We start from the raw sequence: 19225 nt of genomic DNA on the forward strand, positions 1-19225 counted from the left end.
AAAATCTGATCGCATGAACGTATTTCATTTAAGTGTTGAATGTTATCCTGTAGCTAAGGTTGGGGGGCTTGCTGATGTGGTGGGCGCGTTGCCGAAATATCAATGTAAACTGGGGGTGCAGGCAGCTGTCGTTATGCCCTGGTATGATCGACCATTTGTCAGGGACCATACTTTTGTCATTGTGCACGAGGGATCCTTTTATCAAGGCTCTGAATGTTTGTTCTATACCGTGTATAAGGAGGAGAGCTCTATACTGGGCTTTGACCTGTATTTGATCAAAATTCCGGGCAAACTGGATCGATCCGAGGTATATTGTTATCCGGACGAGGGGGAACAGTTTATTGCATTTCAGCACGCCGTATTACAGTGGTTTAAAGAGAAAAACATCATACCGGATATTGTGCATTGCCACGATCACCATGTGGGGCTGATTCCGTTTTTGATGAAGTACAGCAACGATTATAGTTTTCTGGGAAGTGTACAGACCGTCGCTACCGTGCATAACGGTCAGTATCAGGGCTGGACGCATTGGAGCAAGGCGATTTTATTGCCCACATTTGATAGCTGGAAATGGGGCCTGCTTGACTGGGACGGAGTAATCAATCCGCTAGCGGCATTGATCAAGTGCTGTGATGCCTACACGACGGTGTCAGAAGGCTATCTTCAAGAACTGTATGTTGAAGCCAATGGCCTACAACAACTGTTTTATGACGAACGTCAGAAATCTGTGGGTATTGTCAACGGGATTGACTGGGAGATCTGGGATCCAGCTAAAGACTATACGCTGTTGGAAAACTATGAGGCAAAACGGGCGTTTGATGGCAAATTACGGAATAAAGAGGCTCTGGCGAAGCACTATAAAATTGATCCGGCACTACCGCTGCTGGTTTTTATCGGCCGTTTTGCAACGGAAAAAGGGGCTGATTTATTACCAGAAATAATTTTCGACCTGACTAAAAAATATTGCGGCAAATTAAGTATATTTATATTGGGAGCCGGAGATCCTGCGATTCAATCAAGGGTGAAAGCGCTCATCGAGGAAAAACGGGAAAATGTCGATGTGTTTTTCGGTTATGATGAAAATCTTGCCCATTGGCTTTATGCCAGCGCGGATTTTCTTTTGATGCCGTCGCGGGTGGAGCCCTGCGGGCTCAATCAGCTATACGCGATGAAGTATGGTACTTTGCCGATTGTCCACCGTGTTGGAGGGCTCAAAGATACAGTCATTGATTTGGAAAATGGGGGCTATGGAGTCGGCTTTGAAACGTTGGACATCGATGAAATCACTGGCGCTATCTCCAGGGGTATTAAATTTTACGAAAATAGAGATGAATTTAAGCGTAACCAGCAACGTATGATGAGCTTGGATTTTTCTTGGGATAAATCCGCAGCGAAGTATATAGAGCTATATAACCGATTAATTTAATTTGATATGTCACATCACAATGTAGTAGCTATCGTCCTGGGGGGCGGGAGGGGTTCGCGTCTGTACCCTTTGACGGACCAGCGGTCCAAACCCGCAGTTCCTATTGCAGGAAAATATCGTTTGGTCGATATTCCGATTTCGAATTGTCTCAACTCAGGTTTCAATAAGATCTTTGTGTTGACACAGTTCAATTCTTCGTCTCTGAATTCCCATATTAAGAATACTTACAACTTCAGTATTTTTAGCAAAGGGTTTGTGGATATTCTTGCAGCAGAACAGACGAATGATGGTGACAAATGGTTTGAGGGAACCGCGGATGCTGTCCGTCGGTCGTTTCGCAAACTCGCGAGCATAGACTATGATTATGTGCTGATTCTGTCTGGGGATCAGTTATATCAGATGGATTTCGATGCACTGGTGGATTTTCATGTGGAAAATAAGGGCGATCTCACAATAGCCACAATCCCCGTAAACGGCCGGGATGCAACAGGGTTCGGGATTTTGAAGTCCGATGAGCGTAATCATATTACCTCGTTTATCGAAAAACCCAATACCGAGCAGCTCGTCGACTGGAATTCGGAAGTGAGTGAGCATCTGAAGAGTCAGGGACGGGAATATCTAGCGTCCATGGGGATTTATGTTTTTAGCAAAGGTGTACTGAAGCGGCTGCTTGAGGAAAACAGCGGGATGGATTTCGGGAAGGAGATTATCCCGGATGCCATCGAGCAGGTCAAGGTGCTCAGCTATCAATACGAAGGTTATTGGACAGATATCGGAACTATAGGTTCATTCTACGAAGCAAATATTGGACTGACGGACAATATTCCCGCTTTTAACCTGTTTGACAAGAACACGATTTTTACACGCCCGCGTATGCTGCCCCCCTCCAAAATTTCGGGGACAACGCTGATCAATTCTGTTATTTCGGATGGTTGTATTATACAGGCGGACAAAGTCGACCGTTCGGTCATCGGCGTACGCTCGCGGATCGGGGTTGGATCAGTAGTACGGGGCACTTACATGATGGGATCTGATTATTATGAAGACCTGTCGGATATGGAAGAAGCGAAAAAGAAAAATATTCCGGTCGTCGGTGTCGGTGAACGTTGTTACATCGAAAATGCAATCCTGGACAAGAATTGCCGTATTGGGAACGATGTACGTATTAATGGCGGTCCACATCTGATGAATGCCAACCATCAGACCTATACGATTTACGACGGCATCGTGGTTATTAAGAAAAATGCGGTGATTCCGAATGGAACGACAATCGGGCTGCCTACGATATAATTTTATTAAACAAGGGAGATAATATATTGTTAAAATAGCATGTTATTATAATAAAAAATGCAGTTGAGACAGATTATCTCCCTTTTTGTTGTCCTTATTTTCTGTGCGGCCTGTGATACCTCGTTAATGGTACAGAGCACTGGGGTGCTCCGGGACGCCTCCCGGAAGTTTGAACTTCGTAATGGAAACCGTAGCGTGATCTATATTCCCATGCGACATTTAGGTACGCGCGTTTATTACGACCAGATACAGCGGGCAGTAGATTCACTTCAGAAATCTGGATATGTTGTTTTTTACGAAAGTATAGCCTATCAAGTGGATAGTGCTGTGCAGCGCGATGTGTATGATCGTAAATTCCGCAAGCTGACAGGAAACCGCCTGGGCCTGCAGCAGTGTATCGAAACGCCAGGAGACACCGTACGTGTGCTACGTGCGCCCCTTTACCGAAAATTGGGCCAGCGTATTATCAGCCAGCCTGATTACTCGTTTTTTCTTGTGGACTATGAGACCGCTGTCAATGCAGATATTCCTAAAAACAAACTGCTGGACGATTTTGAATACATCTATGGCACGATTAAGCTGGAACCGTGTGATTATGAAACCCCATTGGATGCGCCTTACGGGTGCAAACCCATAAAAGCAGCCCTGAAAAATAAGTTCGACAAAGAGTTTATTATGCAGAAAAGAGAAGAAAATTTAGCTTCCCTTGTTGCTGATGCACCTCAGCAGAAGATTTTAATCTTATTTGGTACTGCTCATTTTAAAGGCTTTTTGCGTAATTTGCAGGCCAGAGACCCACGTTGGGTGAAGATCAAATAAGTATGTTAGGCAAGCTTTTTATTGTACTGCTGATACCGGCAGCAATTTATATTGTATATTATTTGTTAAACCGTACTGCAAAAAATAGCAAAGCTATTAAGCGTGTACTGAGCGATGAAGGAAAAGAGATTTTACAACAGGAAGTCGCTTATTATCGAAATCTTTCCGAAGCGGATAAACTGGAGTTTGAATCGCGTTGCCTTAAGTTTTTGGATAGCGTCCATATTGAAGGTGTGGGTCTTGAAGTGGAGCTAAAAGATTATATGATGATTGCTGCGAGTGCTATTATTCCAATATTTGCGTTTAAGAACTGGCACTATCCAAATTTAACCAATATTATGGTTTATCCAGCACATTTCAACGCCGAATATCAGTTTGAAGGGCATACAGATCGGAATATTATGGGCATGATAGGTGAGGGAGCTATGAACGGGCAGATGATCTTATCGAAATCCGCGTTGGAATATGGCTTTAAACATGCCCTTGACGGCCAGAACACGGCGATACATGAATTTGTCCACTTGATCGATAAAACTGACGGGTCGGTGGATGGTATCCCTGAACAGCTCCTGGATAAAACTTCTGTCGTTCCGTTTATGAACCTGATACGGCAGGAAATCGATAAAATTAGGCAACATAAATCGGATATCGACGTGTATGGTATGACCAGTCCCGCCGAATTTTTTGCTGTGGCATCGGAGTATTTTTTTGAAAATCCAGCAAAGTTCCAAAAAAATCATCCAGAACTCTATCACGCACTTTCTGAAATTTTTGAACAAAGTTAGTCTAGGATAAACAAAAAATTAGTATTTTTAGGCAGACAGAAGTTATTTCCACTTTTTGTTAATTAAACTGTTATGCCTAAAATTACTACTTATTCTGCTATTGCCGTAGCATGCCTGATGTTGTGCGGCAATAATCGAGGTATTGCCCAGCAAGGCTATGCTGTGGGAACTACTTTTACCGAGCTGGCTGATCCAACGAAGGATACCCTTTCTGACTGGTCAGCAGTTAAGGCGGGGCTGCACGCCTCGTTTGTATCTATCGACAAGCGCTATCCAAAATCCGTCAACCCCGATCTCACTATTCAGCGCAGTGCGACGTTGTTTGCCTGGAAAGGAGAGCAGGTTTCAGCCCAGTTACTTTTATGGACAGCTGCTGCTGCGCCCAGTGTAACGGTTTCCAATGGGGAACTGAAGACAGGAAAGGGGCAGTCTATTAGCGCCGACGCTGTACAGGCACGTTTTGTACGTTATGTGATGACGGATGAATTTGCCAGTGGCTGTGGCCATCGTAAGCCGGAGGATTTTAAAGCCTCGCTCTCGGCCGATATGTTGGATGACTTAAAAAGTTTTGATCTCGAAGCGAAGAAAGTTCGTCCGGTTTGGATCACTGTGAAGGTACCTGCATCGGCGTCAGCTGGAGAATATAAAACAACGATTTCAGTTAAAGAAAAAGGTAAGGTGGTGCACAATTTGGATTTGATTATCAATGTTCAAAACCATATTATGCCACCAGCTTCTGATTGGACATTCCATTTGGACCAATGGCAGCACCCTTCGGCTGTGGCACGTGTCAACAATGTCAAGGTGTGGAGCGATGAACATTTCGAAGCCCTTAAGCCGACGATGAAGCAACTCGCTGCTGCCGGACAGAAGGTCATTACGGCGACGCTCAATAAAGACGCATGGAATGTACAGACTTACGACCCCTATGCCGATATGATTATCTGGAAGAAGACCAAAGCTGGCACATGGGTTTATGATTACGCCATATTTGACCGATGGGTGCAATTTATGATGGATCTGGGTATCAATAAGCAAATCAACTGTTATTCGCTGTTGCCCTGGAACAATGAGGTCCATTATTTTGATGAAGCCAAAAATGAGTTTGTCAACGTTATTGCCAAACCGGGGACTGCGGTTTTTGAGGAGCTATGGACACCTTTTTTAAAGGACTTTAGCAAGCATGTCAGCGCAAAGGGCTGGCTCAAGATTACGAATATTGCGATGGACGAACGAGGACGGGAAGAAATGGACCCTGCTATTGCGCTTCTTGAGCGCGTAGCCCCTGAATTTGGCGTTGCATTTGCCGACAACCATAAGAGCTATCAACGCTATCAGAAGAGTACAGATATCAGTGTCGCGGTCGGAGATCCTTTTGATCATAATGACCTCGTCCAACGGCGTAAGAAGGGTTATATTACCACGTTTTACGTCTGTTGTTCCGATGAATTCCCTAATCAGTTCACCTTTTCAGATCCTGCTGAATCCACCTATATGGCTTGGTATGCGCTGGCCGCGGGATTTGATGGCGCCCTACGCTGGGCCTTTAATTCTTGGGTAGAAGACCCTCTACGTGATTCCAGATTCCGGACATGGCCTGCCGGAGATACCTACATTGTATATCCACAAGGGCGCAGTTCGATCCGTTACGAACGCATGCTGGAAGGTATTCAGGATTACACGAAGGTGGGTGTCCTCAGAGCGAAGTTGGAGAAATCGCAAGACTGGGCTAATCTAACCAAGTTAAATGCAAAAATTGCGAAACTGAATATGGCCAAGCGTTATGCAGAATGGAACCAAGATCTCAATGATGCCAAAGCGTTTGTGAACGAGCTCTCAAGTCAGCTCAATTGAAAAAAATAGAATTTTTTAAATCAACAGGTTGCTTCGTTTATATAAAGGAGTAGCCTGTTTTTGTTTACGAACTCCTGCTCCGGAACTGCTCTATTAGCTCAGCTACAATCCGCCCTTTACATCCAGCTTATACGGCTTTTCATTCCCTTACTATGTATATGAAAACCATTGGCCAGCAATATTGTTTTTATTAAGACAGCGATTGTGAAGACTTAGCAACACTATTGCAGTATCAAACTTTTAATCATACTATTTAATATGAAAAATGTAGCGCACCAGATTGTCGATATTTTAAAGAATGCGGGGATCAAACGTATTTATGCAGTAACGGGAGACAGTTTAAATTTTTTTAATGAAGCCGTCCACCAAGACGGAACTATGCAATGGATACATGTCCGACACGAGGAAGTGGGCGCATTTGCTGCTACTGCTGAAGCAGATCTGCACGGAATAGCCTGCTGTGCAGGAAGCAGTGGTCCCGGACATGTACATTTGATCAACGGTGTATATGAAGCTCACAAAACCAGGGTGCCCCTGCTGGTAATCGCTTCAACCTGTGCGACGTACGAGTTTGGTACCGACTATTTTCAGGAAACCAATCCGGTCAAGTTGTTTGACGACTGTTCTTGTTATAACCAGATGATCACAAGACCTGAGCAGGTGCAACGTATGGTTCAGAATGCTTTGCAGCAGGCAATATCGAAACGAGATGTAGCAGTAATTGGCCTGCCGGGCGACGTTTCTGAAATGGAGGCCGTGGATATGAACACTGCCGCCAAAGTATTTTTTACCGAGCCCCAGATCAGGCCTTCTGAAATGGAGATTGGCCGGTTGGCACAGTATATCAACCAAGCTGACAAAATCACATTATTCTGTGGAGTAGGTGCCAAGCATGCCCGGAGAGAAGTGGTAGAACTATCTCAGAAGATCCTTGCGCCGGTAGGTTATTCGTTTAAGGCTAAATTGGATATACAGGGGGACAATCCCAATGAGATCGGTATGACGGGCCTACTAGGCACAGCTTCGGCATTTCAGAGCATGCATCAGTCAGACCTTATTCTTTTACTAGGTACAGACTTTCCGTATAAGGATTTTATACCGACCAACAAAACCATTGTACAGATCGATATCGAAGGAGAAAAATTGGGGCGGAGATCGATGGTCGATTATGGACTGGTGGGGGACGTTGCCGTGACACTCAAAGCCGTACTTCCATTTATAGAAGCGAGGAGCGACTCCAGTTTTCTCGACAAACAGCTGGCTAGTTATGAAAAGGTAAAAGAGGATCTGATGATTTATGTCAAAGATTCGGGAAGTGAGTGTGCTATACAGCCCGAATTTGTTGCAAATTTGATTGACCAGAAAGCCAGCGATGATGCAATCTTTTTGGTCGATACAGGGATGTGCTGTGTCTGGGGGGCACGGTATATCAACCAGCGCAGGGACCGTAAGATGCTGGGATCATTTAATCATGGCTCTATGGCGAATGCGATGCCAATGGCGATCGGCGCGGCATTAACCTACCCCCAAAGACAGGTAATTGCTTTTTGTGGTGATGGAGGGCTTTCGATGCTAATGGGAGATCTCGCTACAATCAAGCAATATAATCTACCCATCAAGCTGATTGTGTTTAACAATCGGTCGCTCGGCATGGTGAAGCTCGAAATGCAGGTGGCTGGCTTGAAGGATCAGGAAACCAACATGATTAATCCCGATTTTGCCATGGTCGCTCAGGCGATGGGAATCAAAGCGTATACCGTGACACGTCCGGAGGAAGCCGATACGGTGATGGCAGAGGCTCTGGCAATCGCTGACGAGCCAGTTTTGATTGATATTTATACGAATCCAAACGCGCTGGCCATGCCGCCAAAGATTTCTTTCAGTCAAATGAAAGGAATGACCGAAAGTATGGCAAAATTAATGTTGTCCGGCAATTTTGAGGAAGTCTGGGATACGATCAAATCGAATTACAAACATTTGAGGTCCCTTTAAAGTTATATCAGGCTACATATTTTGATAAGAGCCTGGTCTATGCAAAAAGCCTCTCCTTTATAGTTTTGGGGAGGCTTTTTTCCGAAAGTAAAGAATCAGGATACTTCCTGAAAGTTAATGAAACATCATCGGGTATTAATATTGGCGCTGTACAAACCAAAGGCTCTTAAGCAGCTCTTCCTTACAGCGGCGAAGTTTCTCCAGCTTTGATTCAGGCGAAACAGAAACATTTTCTTTTACAATAATAGCCAGATCTGTTTCAATGGATAACTTTGCGAGGGAGGTGCACCCACTGTCAAATTTCTTAAAGCTTACATCTTTCATACTAATATTGGTTAAGAATTCTGAATTTTATCAAGTACAATTTACTAATAAAAACTAGCTTTACAATAAGGTTCCCATAATTTTATTGTTACTAAATTGTTTATTTTTAATCTTTTATCCTAGCTTGTAATTTATAAACAGCAATTGATTGTATTTTGTTTTTTTATTCTAAATATTAAAAAAGAATAAATACCTGGCATTTAAAACAATATGGCATTCCGATTGCTTCTTTGTAGTCAACCAACAAAATAAAATATGAAGTTAGTTAGCATCGTGTTATGTCTATTGTTTAGTGTCACGGCTTGTCAGCAGCGTACTGACAGAGGAGCACAAAGTTCGCAACCGGATACTATCCGCAATATAGTAGCAGACAGTGTGACGACCATTCGCCAGAGCTATCAATATGTTAAAAATGGAGATACGATATCGCTGGCGATAACGATACAGGGAGATCAAGTGAACGGTGACCTTAATTATCTATGGAAAGAAAAGGACAAAAATGCGGGGCATATTGCCGGTACGCTCAAAGACAGTCTTTTGCTTGCCGACTACACATTTTCTTCGGAAGGACAGCAGTCTGTGCGACAGGTCGCATTCAAGCTCGTCGGGGATCGTGCAGTGGAGGGCTTTGGTGAGATGGAAGAGAGAGGCGGAAAAACGTCCTTCGTAGATCCGGGTAAGCTGTCGTATGATCAAAGGGTAGTGTTACAAAAGGTCAATCCTTAAGAATAGCGTGTATAATTTAGGTACGAATATGATCGCACCGACGATTAATGCTGTGATACTACTCAACAAAACTGCAGCAGCTGCGAGGTCTTTGATCCTTTTGATGCGGGGATCCGTTTCTGCACATACAAAATCGGCCAGGTTTTCCATGGCCGTATTGAGCAGTTCGCCTACCAGGACAAAGCCAATGGCAAGTATGACAGCTAACCATTCATAGGCGTTGATCTGCAGTAGCAGTGACAATGCGGTGGTCAAGACCATCGCCAGCAAGTGTACCTTAAAATTGTGCTCCTCCCGCCAGATTATTCTGAGTCCATTGAAGGCATAACGGAAACTATGGAGTCGTTTCTTGAAGGAGAACTTAGTTTTGGTCATGCGTACATAATTTTGAGTAAATATAAGCTTTCTTCTTATTATAATCTTTTCTAATTTAGCCTACCGAGCGGCGGTTTTGTTCGGGTATATTCGAGCTGTCAAGCTCAGGTTATTGGAAGTGGTTAATAATTGAATTGCTATATGATCTACAATTTTGATAAACTAAGTAGCCGCAAAGGGACAGATTCGGTAAAATGGAACCAGCAGGCTTATGAAGATCTGATCCCGCTGTGGGTAGCGGATATGGATTTTCCGGCCCCGGAGCCTGTTGTTGAAGCTTTGATGAAACGGGTACAGCATGGGATCTACGGGTACGCCAAGATTCCGGAGGAGTATTATGATGCGATAGCGGGCTGGTTACGTCGTCGACATGGATTTGTGCTGGAACGAGAATGGATTCTACCGGTCGATGGTGTTGTCCCTGCGCTTTCTGCTATTATTCATGCGTTGACGGTTCCGGGCGACAAGGTATTGGTACAGGAGCCGGTGTACCATTGTTTTTTTTCGTCTATCACACGCAACGGGTGTGAAGTCGTTTCGAATGACCTGATGTATGATGACGGAGTATACCGTATTGATTTTGACGATTTTGAAGCTAAAGCCAGCGATCCGAATGTAAAGCTTTTTATTCTATGCAGTCCACATAATCCAGCCGGAAGAGTTTGGACGGAGAGCGAACTCGAACGTCTTGGGGATATCTGTCTAAGACATAATGTGCTGGTTGTCTCCGATGAGATCCATTGTGACTTGGTGTTTGAAGACAATCGGCATTTTCCTTTTGCTACCATTAAACCGTCATTTCTGAACAATTCGATTACCTGTATTGCCCCGAGCAAAACGTTCAATCTCGCCGGACTACAAGCAGCGGCAGTCATTGTTGCTGATCCTGTATGGAATCAGAAGGTTAGAGAGGCCTTCCTTGTCAATGAGATAGGCATGATTAGTCCCTTCGCTATCACGGGGCTGATCGCGGCATATCAGGACGGCGAGGAGTGGCTTGAGCAGGTGCTTTCATATATATGGGATAACTATAGCTATTTAAAAAGTTATTTAGCAACGTATTTGCCTGAATTAAGCGTTGTGCCGCTTGAAGGGACTTACCTTTCGTGGGTGGATTGTTCCATACTACCGGTATCTAGCCGTAAGCTAGGACAGATGTTGCTTGAAAGCGAACACTTGCAGGTCAATGTGGGTGCCATGTACGGAAAAGGTACCGATAATTTTATACGTCTCAATCTTGCCTGCTCACGGGCAACATTGGAGGAGGGGCTGGCAAGGCTGCGAAATGTGGTTCTGAAACTATTGGAAAAGCAGCCTATTTTCTAGTCATTGCTACATAAAAAAAACACCTGTCTCTCTAGGGACAGGTGTTTTTTTTATATGCAAAGGGTGGGATAGCTTATACACCCATTTCCTTCAAAATAAAGTGTGCGTTGTCAATTTTATCAGCCACCCAAAGCACGTAGCGAATGTCCACTCCAATGGAGCGGCTATAACTCTCGTTCCACGCAAAATCGTTGATGGTCGCGTCATATGCACGGTCGAAATTGACACCGATCAGTTCGCCGTTTGCATTCATGATCGGAGAACCTGAGTTCCCGCTGGTTGTATCCATGTCGTATAGCATATTGACGGGCACCGACCCCAGGTCTTTCATCAAGTAAGGGCCAAAATTTTTGTTGAGGTATGCTGTTTTGATTTCTTGCGGATAATCGAATTCAGGGAGTCCAAGATTGCCTTTCTGAATAATTCCTTCAATGGTTGTGAATGGCTTCATGTAGGTTGCATCGGCAGGGGAATACCCTTTGATGTGTCCGTAAGTCAGTCTTAAAGTTGAGTTGGCGTCAGGGATAAAGTTTTTGGCCTGGAATATTTCTTTGACAGCAACATAGTCGCCCATCAATTTATTAAGGACTCCTTCCCGTCTTTTTTGTTCAGCGGCGAACGTGGTGATATCCTTATCGAGTTCGTTTTGAACATCCAGCAGTTTATCGTTAAACTGCAACAGCGTATTTGCATCGGCCAATACGGAATTTAAGATATAGTTCTGGTCTGCCAATTTGCTTTCATCAATGGCTTGGGTGGCATAATTGTTGGCCATCTGAGGATTTAATTGCAGTTTTTGAATGCTAGCTATCTGGTTTTTGCCCTGGAATGCGGCTGCATCTTCCAGCATTTTTCCAAAGATACGTTGATCAGCCTGTTTGTTGTAGCTTGCGTAGATGTCCTTTATGTTCTTTTTGAACGATTCAATATTATACTCAAAAAGCTGTTTTGTGCTTTGCGGTGAGCGTTCATTAGCTAGGGCAGCTTTGAAAGCGTTGAGGTCGCGTGCGACTCTTAGCAAGCTAGTGCTGCTGTAAATATTGTTGATCCAGAGTTCTTTGAGAGCATCCTGATCGCTAACTTGGTAGTATGCATCAATGTCGCTCAATAAATTGCCATATTTGTCCTTAAGTTCTGGTTTACTTGAAATAAATGCGGCCAGCGCTTCATCTTCTTGTTTTTTTGTGGATAGCAGATCAATGCCACGCAGCCCTTTCAATTTGCCGCGGTAATTTTTGAGCACGTTCGCATTTCGTTTTATGCGTGTAGCAAGGGATAGCGCAACATCTGTATTATCTTTGCCCGCTTCCTCCATCTGTCTATTCTGAAAATCGTACAGATTGGAAACGTAAGGCAGGAGATACTCCTGCTGATATCGGATGTATTGTGCAGGGCGGTGTCTGAATGTGCGGCCCGGGTAGCCCAAGATGAACGTGAAATCATTTTCTTTGACCCCATTTGGGTTTACTTTCAGATGTTTTTTTGGCTGATAAGGCACATTATCCTTGGAATAGGGCGCCGATTTCCCGTCTTTGCCGACATAGGCCCTTAGAAAGGAATAGTCGCCCGTATGGCGTGGCCATACCCAGTTGTCGGTCTCGCCGCCAAATTCACCTATATTTTGGCGTGGGATATAGACAAGACGTACATCTTCGATGGTTTTATAACGGAACAGTACATAACTTTTGCCGATAAACATCTCGGATACTTCGGCTTTAATCGTCGGATCTTCTTTTTCGGCTTGTCTGACCAGTTCTTCCTGTTTGCGTTTGATCGTATTGATACGTTCCACTGGGTCACTGATGTTGGCTACAGCATTTAAAATTTTGTTAGATACATCTTCATAAGAGTCCGTAATCCTGATTTTTAATCCTTTTGCTTCAATCTCCTGTTCCTGGCTCTGTGCGACAAATCCATTTTTAAGGTAATTGTTTATTGCTGTGCTGGCCAGCTGTACGGCGGAAAAGGCGCAGTGGTGATTTGTGATGATCAAGCCCTTATTAGAGACAAAGGAGCCGGTGCAGCCGCTGACCTGGACCAACGCGTCCACGAGGCCCACGTTGCCGGGGTTATAGATATCCTTTTCACTGATTTTCAAGCCTGCTTTTTTTAATCCTGCGCGGTGTAATTCGCTTAAAGGAAACATTCCTTCATCGGGATTAGCTTTGCTATAAGGCATATTGGCTGCACTCAGCAGTAGTGCTAGTGCAATGGTTGTACTATTGATAAACTTCATGTTTGAAATATCGCATGTTAAATCGTCAAATTTAAGAAAAGCTTTTTGATGAATCCACTTTTATTATGAAGTATTGTAACAATAATGCGCAAAATGCTGCATTTTGGCAGGGTATTTATTGTTATATAAAAATACAGAAGCCGTCGTGGGGGAGTAAAATATTGTGTATTTGCCATCGTTTTGCGGGAGTATTTGTAATTTTGCGCTTTAAAGATTTTAACATGACCTTAATCCAATTGGAGTACATCATCGCTGTAGACACATACCGTAGTTTTGTCGCTGCCGCTGAAAAATGTTTTGTGACGCAGCCGACCTTAAGCATGCAGATCCAGAAGCTAGAGGAATCGTTGGGCGCAAAAATCTTTGATCGCAGCCGGCAGCCTGTTGTGCCGACTGAAATAGGTGAGAAGATTATCCTTCAGGCACGGGTGGTGCTGACAGAGAGCCGCCGGATTAGCGAGATTGTTCAGGACAAAAAAGGGGAGATTGAGGGTACACTCAGGGTGGGCGTGATCCCGACCATCGCGCCGTATTTATTGCCAAAAGTGCTGACCACGTTTATGGAAAAATACCCTAAACTACAGTTGCAGATTTGGGAGTATACGACAGAACGCATTGTTCACGAACTGAAAGTGGGGCTGTTGGACTGCGGGGTTCTTTCTACTCCTTTAAATGATCCGGGCATACTTGAATCGCCTTTATTTTATGAGAATTTTGTCGCTTATATTTCTGAGCGCAGCCCGCTTTTTGCCAAAAAGGTGCTGAGTGGGGATGATATTGCCGAAGACAAGTTATGGCTGCTCAATGAAGGGCACTGTATGCGTGGGCAGGTGCTAAACATCTGTCATCACAAACATAATCAGGATCTCTCCGGACGCTTTGAATACAATACAGGAAGTGTGGAAACGTTAAAGCGAATGGTCGATATAAATGACGGGATTACGATACTTCCAGAACTGTCAATTTCGGACTATGTAGAAGAGCAGCTGGACAAGATCCGTTATTTTAAATCTCCCGAACCCGTGCGGGAAATATCCCTGGTCACCACGCAGAACTACGTGAAGCGGCAAGCTATACAGGCCTTAGAGAAGGAAGTTCTGGCTGTTGTACCAGACAAGTTCAAAACAAAAAAGAAAAAGGAAGTGTTGAGCTTTCAATAAAAAGACATGGCAAACCTCAGTGTACGTTTTTTTAAGAAGATAGACCAGATCAATCAATGGCGGATGAAGAAAGTTTCGAACCGGAATTTTATCATCATTCTAGCCTTTTTGGTAGGTATTGTTGGTGGACTTATGGCATCTATCTTAAAAAGACTGACTCATTTTATTGCGGCGACGATCCAGGATGATATTGACTGGAAAGTCAAATATTCAGTGTATCTGGTGTTTCCCTTAATCGGGATTTTGTTGAGCGTGTTTTTTGTACGCAAATTTTTGAAGGGGAAGAAGATGGAGCATGGCATCACGCCGATCATCTACGCGATTAGCCGCAAAGGCAGCCGATTGGATCCGAGCAATATCTATTCGCAGGTCGTCACTTCGGCGATCACGGTAGGCTTTGGTGGGTCTTGTGGTCTAGAGGCGCCAGTGGCCCTGGGCGGATCGTCTATCGGTTCGAATATCGCCCGTTTTTTTGGTTTACAATACAAGGAAGTCACGATGTTGTTGGCGTGCGGTGCGGCGGCGGGCATTTCTGGGGCCTTTAACAGCCCCTTGGCAGGGATGATCTTCGCCATTGAGATCCTACTTCCGGAATTTTCGATTCCGGTTTTTATTCCGTTATTGATTTCGTCGGCATTAGCTTCCGTGGTGTCGCGAATTCTGTACAGTGAGCCTCTATTTAGCACGTTCAACTCTGACTGGCAGGTTTCGGCCCTGTTATTTTATCTGTTGCTGGCCGTAATGGTGGGATTGTATACGATCTATTTTGCCCGTGTTTCGCGGACAGTCGGCAAGTGGTTTGCCAAGGTGAAAAATCCCTACAGTAAAGTATGGATCAGTGGTATTTCGCTGGGGCTGATGATCTTTGTCTTTCCTGCACTATATGGTGAGGGCTACATTACAATACAACAGATCCTCAATGGGCAGTTTAACGCCATTGTGAAGAACAGTCTATTTTCCGATTATAAGGACATTGGCCTGGTGGTGCTTGGATATACCATTCTAACACTCTTCGGGAAATCTTTTGCTGCGCTTTTTACGCTAAATGGTGGCGGTAACGGAGGTGTATTTGGTCCAAGCTTGGTGATGGGGGGGCTGTTAGGTTTTGCATTTTCCTATGGCGTGAACCTAACGGGAATGGCCGAACTCAATGTACCTAACTTTGTGGTGGCTGGGATGGCCGGTGCCTTAAGCGGAATTATGCATGCACCATTGACAGGTATATTCCTGATTGCAGAGATCACCGGAGGCTATACACTGATGGTGCCGCTGATGTTGGTTTGTTCAATCTCCTATCTGATCAACCGGGCGGTACTTAAACATTCGATTTACACCAAAGTATTGGCTGAATCCGGGGATCTGATTTCCTATGAGGATAAGGACCGGTCTGTGCTGAGCATGATGCGGATCAAGTATGTGCTGGAAACGAATTTCGTTATATTGAGGCCGGAGGAGACACCCAAGAGCCGACAATCCGATATTATACACAGCAAACGCAATATCTTTCCGGTGGTCAGTCATGAGGGGAAATTTATGGGCATCTTGTACAGCGAGTTTTTATTTTCTGTTCTGCTCGGGGAGGTCGACGGTGGGGACACAACCTTTGAAAAACTGGCCCAGAAACCAAATGACACGGTAAATATCAACGAGAATATGGAAATTGTAATGGCTAAGATGAATAAAGATGATACCTGGATACTACCCGTGCTGGGGAATGAAAATAAGTATATGGGATTTGTCTCCAAGTCAAGCGTCTTTAATAAATACAGAGCCTTGCTCATTCGCCAAGGGCATTATCTGGAGTAAAGCAGCAGTGCTCACCACCAATCGTCATGAAGGGCTTATCCGCGCATAGCCATTATTTTATGAACATACTTGCCAATAATGTCAAATTCAAGATTGACGGTGGTGCCAACATTGACCTGTTTAAGATTGGTATGTTCGAGTGTATAAGGGATAATCGCAACGGAAAATTGATCATCTCTGGAACCTACGACGGTTAAGCTAATCCCATTGACCGTTATGGATCCTTTTTCCACTGTGATATTCTGCTTGGACGGATCATATTGGAACGTAAAAATAAAGCTGCCATTTTCATCCTTCTTTTGGATGCAGGTAGCCGTCTGATCGACATGGCCCTGTACGATATGGCCGTCAAATCTTCCGCCAGCAAGTGTACATCGCTCCAGATTAACCAGATCCCCGATTTTCAGTTCGGCTAAGTTGGTTTTCTGCAGTGTCTCATCGATCGCAGTCACTTTATGTACTTGATCATTCAGCCCGACAACTGTGAGGCAGACGCCATTGTGGCTGACACTCTGATCAATTTTCAGTTCGTTTGAGATAGGGGAGCTCACATAAAAATGGATGTTGCTTTTTTCAGCTTCGATATGTTCAATTTTTCCCAGCGTTTCGATGATTCCGGTAAACATGCACGTACAATTTTGATTAACCAAAGGTAACAAATAATCCGATAAACACCTTTCCAGAGGTATAAAATAGACCGTTGAATGACAGAATAATGTTGCGGAATTTATTCAGGGCGGGGATAGCTATTTAGGTTAAAACCCCACTGGAGGTGCTTAACTTAAAAAAGAGCTTTGGAAAATCCCAAAAAGTCTGTGTGTATATTGTACACTTACTATTCCTTTTGTGAATATGATCTGAAAGCAAATTAATGGGAGTTGAAAAAAAATATAACAAAATTTTTGTTTATATCATTTGAAGCACTATCTTTGTCATAGGTTTAGGTTGATTGCCTCTTACACAGAGGTATTTATAAAAGCTTAGCAGGTCGCCCGACCGGATGCTAAGCTTTTTTTTGTTTGTTATGAATTGCTGTTTGTCAACATTTTAGGCTTGAGAGCTTGGTTTATCGTTATTTTTCTCGTTGATCATTTAGCAACTGTTTTAGTTCGGCTACCTTTTCAGGATATTTTGAAGCAACATTATTTTTTTCTCCGATGTCATTCTTTAGGTCATACAATTGGTCTTCGGAAAGATTTCCGGTTTCGGTGTCTGTCAGTTTCATATATGGGGTACCGTTGCTAGGTGCGATGTATTTCCAGTTGTCTTTTACGATCGCCAGGGTCTGTGCGTGCTGAACCATGTGCGTCCGGCCTTTATCTTCCTGCCCCATCAATGTTGTTAATAAAGGCTCGCTATCTATCGCCTCATCAGCATTGAGTTTGACGCCCACAAGCTGGGCGCTAGTGGCCAAAAGATCGATCTGGCAAATCAGGGCATCCGAAATTTTGCCCTTAGCCGCACCTTTGCCATTCACAATAAAAGGCACGCGAGTGCCCCCTTCAAAGATGCTATATTTGCCACCTCTGAGTGGGCCGGCGGGTCGGTGACCGTTCAATTGGGTAACCGCGCCATCCATATAACCATCATCGAGCACCGGACCATTATCACTACTAAATATGATGAGGGTATTGTGATCAATACCGAGCAATTGCAAGTGCTTTTGTATTTGCCCCACTGTCCAGTCCAGCTGAAGAATGGCATCGCCACGATATCCGAGCTTACTTTTGCCTTTAAACTGCGTTGCGGGCATACGCGGTACATGAGGTTCGGTCAGGCAGAAATAAAGAAAGAAGGGTTTGTCCTGATGCTGTGAAATAAACTCTTGTGCTTTATGAAGAAAAGTCATAGAAAGTTCTTCATCTACCCAACGTGCACGCGTACCACCACTCATGTAGCCGATCCGGCCAATACCATTAACGATGGTCTGATTATGTCCCTGGCCTGAGGAGGATTGCATTTTTAATAATTCAGGATGTTCTTTTCCCGTGGGATCATTGCCAATTTTTTTTTCATAATCGACCTGAATAGGATCGTTTATATCCGCAGCGATCACCCGTTCATTTTCGAGAAAAACGGTCGGCACGCGATCGGCGGTGGCAGGAAAGATAAAAGAATAGTCAAAACCCACATCATTTGGTCCAGGCCGTATTGCGGCATTTCAGTCTTTGCTGACTTGATTGCCCAAACCGAGATGCCATTTTCCGACAATTGCAGTCGCGTATCCTGCATTTTTAAATACTTTGGGTAAGGTAATTTTATCTGTTGGGATAATCAGTTTTGCGTCACCCGGCAAAATGCCGGTTCCTGTCTGGCGCCAAGGATAAGTGCCGGTCATTAATGCAAAACGGGAGGGGGTACAGGTCGCGGAGCTGCTATGTGCATTGGTAAATTGCGTGCCGGTACTGGCGAGCCGATCGAGGTTAGGTGTTTGAATCTGTTGAGCTCCATAGCTACTTAAATCACCAAAGCCGAGATCATCTGCATAGATATAAATCACATTGGGTTTCCCGGATGTCTGCGCCCGCGTGATCAGGGGGGATATTGCGACTAAACCGGAAGAGAGTAAAATTACAGGAAAAAGTGACTTTTTCATATCGTAAAAGTACATGGATTAGGAATTATTGGGTTGCTCATGGGATCCAATATACAATTTTAATTCCGTATTGTTATAAATCCCGCGTGTCGGCTTTCTTACCTAATCGATGCTTTTACATCCCCTTATTGTCTTTTTACATATTCTGTACCATGTAGTAGGGTGTATATAAACTTCGTGAAAATCGGCATTTATGTAGTTAAGCGTATCTCAGCTTTGACGGAATGATCAGAAGGTTGCCTTTTGGGTTAAGTGCTTGATGTCGCTATGAAAAATGAAAAAGCCACCCAAAAACGAGTGGCTTTGTGATCCCGCTGGGATTGGCTCAGCCCCACAGTTCCCGCGCACATCCCTGAGCCTCCATCGGATCGAACCCGGCCGGCCCTTCTTTCGAATCCTTAATACCGTTAAAACAAAAAAGCCAATCTTGCGATTAGCTTTTCTCTTGTGATCCCGCTGGGATTCGAACCTAGTCCGAAAATCAACGATTAACAATATTTTGAGGGACTT

Annotated in this window: 16 protein-coding genes; 10 read left to right on the top strand and 6 right to left on the bottom strand. The window is 44.2% G+C overall.

Going from position 1 to position 19225, the window contains the following annotated elements:
* The first annotated feature begins 13 nt into the window (after window positions 1-13).
* The 6 genes from FGL37_RS16820 to FGL37_RS16845 all read left to right on the top strand — a co-directional run bounded on the left by FGL37_RS16820 (window position 14) and on the right by FGL37_RS16845 (window position 8166).
* Window positions 14-1426, top strand: coding sequence for a glycogen synthase (locus FGL37_RS16820; protein ID WP_028068869.1), 1413 nt, complete (start codon window positions 14-16; stop codon window positions 1424-1426).
* 6 nt (window positions 1427-1432) lie between these two features.
* A complete protein-coding gene (locus FGL37_RS16825) occupies window positions 1433-2716 on the top strand; it encodes a glucose-1-phosphate adenylyltransferase (RefSeq protein ID WP_028068868.1) in 1284 nt (427 codons plus the stop codon).
* 57 nt (window positions 2717-2773) lie between these two features.
* On the top strand, window positions 2774-3535 hold the full coding sequence (locus FGL37_RS16830) for a hypothetical protein (protein WP_028068867.1): 762 nt from the start codon (window positions 2774-2776) through the stop codon (window positions 3533-3535).
* A 2-nt stretch (window positions 3536-3537) separates the two neighbouring features.
* Window positions 3538-4320, top strand: coding sequence for a M90 family metallopeptidase (locus FGL37_RS16835; protein WP_037532585.1), 783 nt, complete (start codon window positions 3538-3540; stop codon window positions 4318-4320).
* Window positions 4321-4392: 72 nt separating this feature from the next.
* Window positions 4393-6174: a DUF4091 domain-containing protein gene (locus tag FGL37_RS16840; RefSeq protein WP_051606582.1), complete on the top strand. Its 1782-nt coding sequence runs from the start codon at window positions 4393-4395 to the stop codon at window positions 6172-6174.
* 258 nt (window positions 6175-6432) lie between these two features.
* Window positions 6433-8166: a thiamine pyrophosphate-dependent enzyme gene (locus FGL37_RS16845; protein WP_037532447.1), complete on the top strand. Its 1734-nt coding sequence runs from the start codon at window positions 6433-6435 to the stop codon at window positions 8164-8166.
* Between the two features lie 135 nt (window positions 8167-8301).
* Here the strand turns inward: FGL37_RS16845 and FGL37_RS16850 are convergent, their stop codons facing one another.
* Window positions 8302-8490, bottom strand: coding sequence for a hypothetical protein (locus FGL37_RS16850; protein ID WP_028068863.1), 189 nt, complete (start codon window positions 8488-8490; stop codon window positions 8302-8304).
* A 255-nt stretch (window positions 8491-8745) separates the two neighbouring features.
* Here FGL37_RS16850 and FGL37_RS16855 point away from each other — a divergent pair, with 255 nt between their 5' ends.
* A complete protein-coding gene (locus FGL37_RS16855) occupies window positions 8746-9216 on the top strand; it encodes a hypothetical protein (RefSeq protein WP_051606580.1) in 471 nt (156 codons plus the stop codon).
* Here FGL37_RS16855 and FGL37_RS16860 read toward each other — a convergent pair.
* Complete coding sequence (locus FGL37_RS16860; RefSeq protein WP_028068862.1) at window positions 9196-9591, bottom strand: diacylglycerol kinase family protein; 396 nt, start codon at window positions 9589-9591, stop codon at window positions 9196-9198. The genes FGL37_RS16855 and FGL37_RS16860 overlap by 21 nt on opposite strands.
* 141 nt (window positions 9592-9732) lie before the next feature.
* On the opposite strand from FGL37_RS16860, the gene FGL37_RS16865 reads away from it, so the two are divergent.
* Window positions 9733-10917, top strand: a complete 1185-nt coding sequence (locus FGL37_RS16865; RefSeq protein ID WP_028068861.1) for a MalY/PatB family protein — start codon at window positions 9733-9735, stop codon at window positions 10915-10917.
* Between the two features lie 73 nt (window positions 10918-10990).
* Here the strand turns inward: FGL37_RS16865 and FGL37_RS16870 are convergent, their stop codons facing one another.
* Window positions 10991-13153, bottom strand: coding sequence for a S46 family peptidase (locus FGL37_RS16870; RefSeq protein ID WP_028068860.1), 2163 nt, complete (start codon window positions 13151-13153; stop codon window positions 10991-10993).
* 221 nt (window positions 13154-13374) lie between these two features.
* Here FGL37_RS16870 and FGL37_RS16875 point away from each other — a divergent pair, with 221 nt between their 5' ends.
* A complete protein-coding gene (locus tag FGL37_RS16875; protein ID WP_028068859.1) occupies window positions 13375-14313 on the top strand; it encodes a hydrogen peroxide-inducible genes activator in 939 nt (312 codons plus the stop codon).
* Between the two features lie 6 nt (window positions 14314-14319).
* The gene (locus FGL37_RS16880) at window positions 14320-16119 is read left to right on the top strand and encodes a chloride channel protein (protein WP_051606579.1); all 1800 of its coding nucleotides are present in this window, start codon (window positions 14320-14322) and stop codon (window positions 16117-16119) included.
* Window positions 16120-16154: 35 nt separating this feature from the next.
* Here the strand turns inward: FGL37_RS16880 and FGL37_RS16885 are convergent, their stop codons facing one another.
* The 3 genes from FGL37_RS16885 to FGL37_RS25785 form a co-directional block, all read right to left on the bottom strand.
* Window positions 16155-16745: a riboflavin synthase gene (locus FGL37_RS16885; protein WP_028068857.1), complete on the bottom strand. Its 591-nt coding sequence runs from the start codon at window positions 16743-16745 to the stop codon at window positions 16155-16157.
* Window positions 16746-17191: 446 nt separating this feature from the next.
* Entirely contained in the window at window positions 17192-18250 is a 1059-nt protein-coding gene (locus FGL37_RS16890; RefSeq protein WP_232048722.1) for a sulfatase-like hydrolase/transferase, read from the bottom strand.
* A gap of 30 nt (window positions 18251-18280) precedes the next feature.
* Entirely contained in the window at window positions 18281-18715 is a 435-nt protein-coding gene (locus FGL37_RS25785) for a sulfatase family protein (RefSeq protein WP_232048723.1), read from the bottom strand.
* Window positions 18716-19225 lie beyond the last annotated feature (510 nt).

Origin of the sequence: Sphingobacterium thalpophilum (assembly GCF_901482695.1) — a bacterium.
GTDB lineage: Bacteria > Bacteroidota > Bacteroidia > Sphingobacteriales > Sphingobacteriaceae > Sphingobacterium > Sphingobacterium thalpophilum.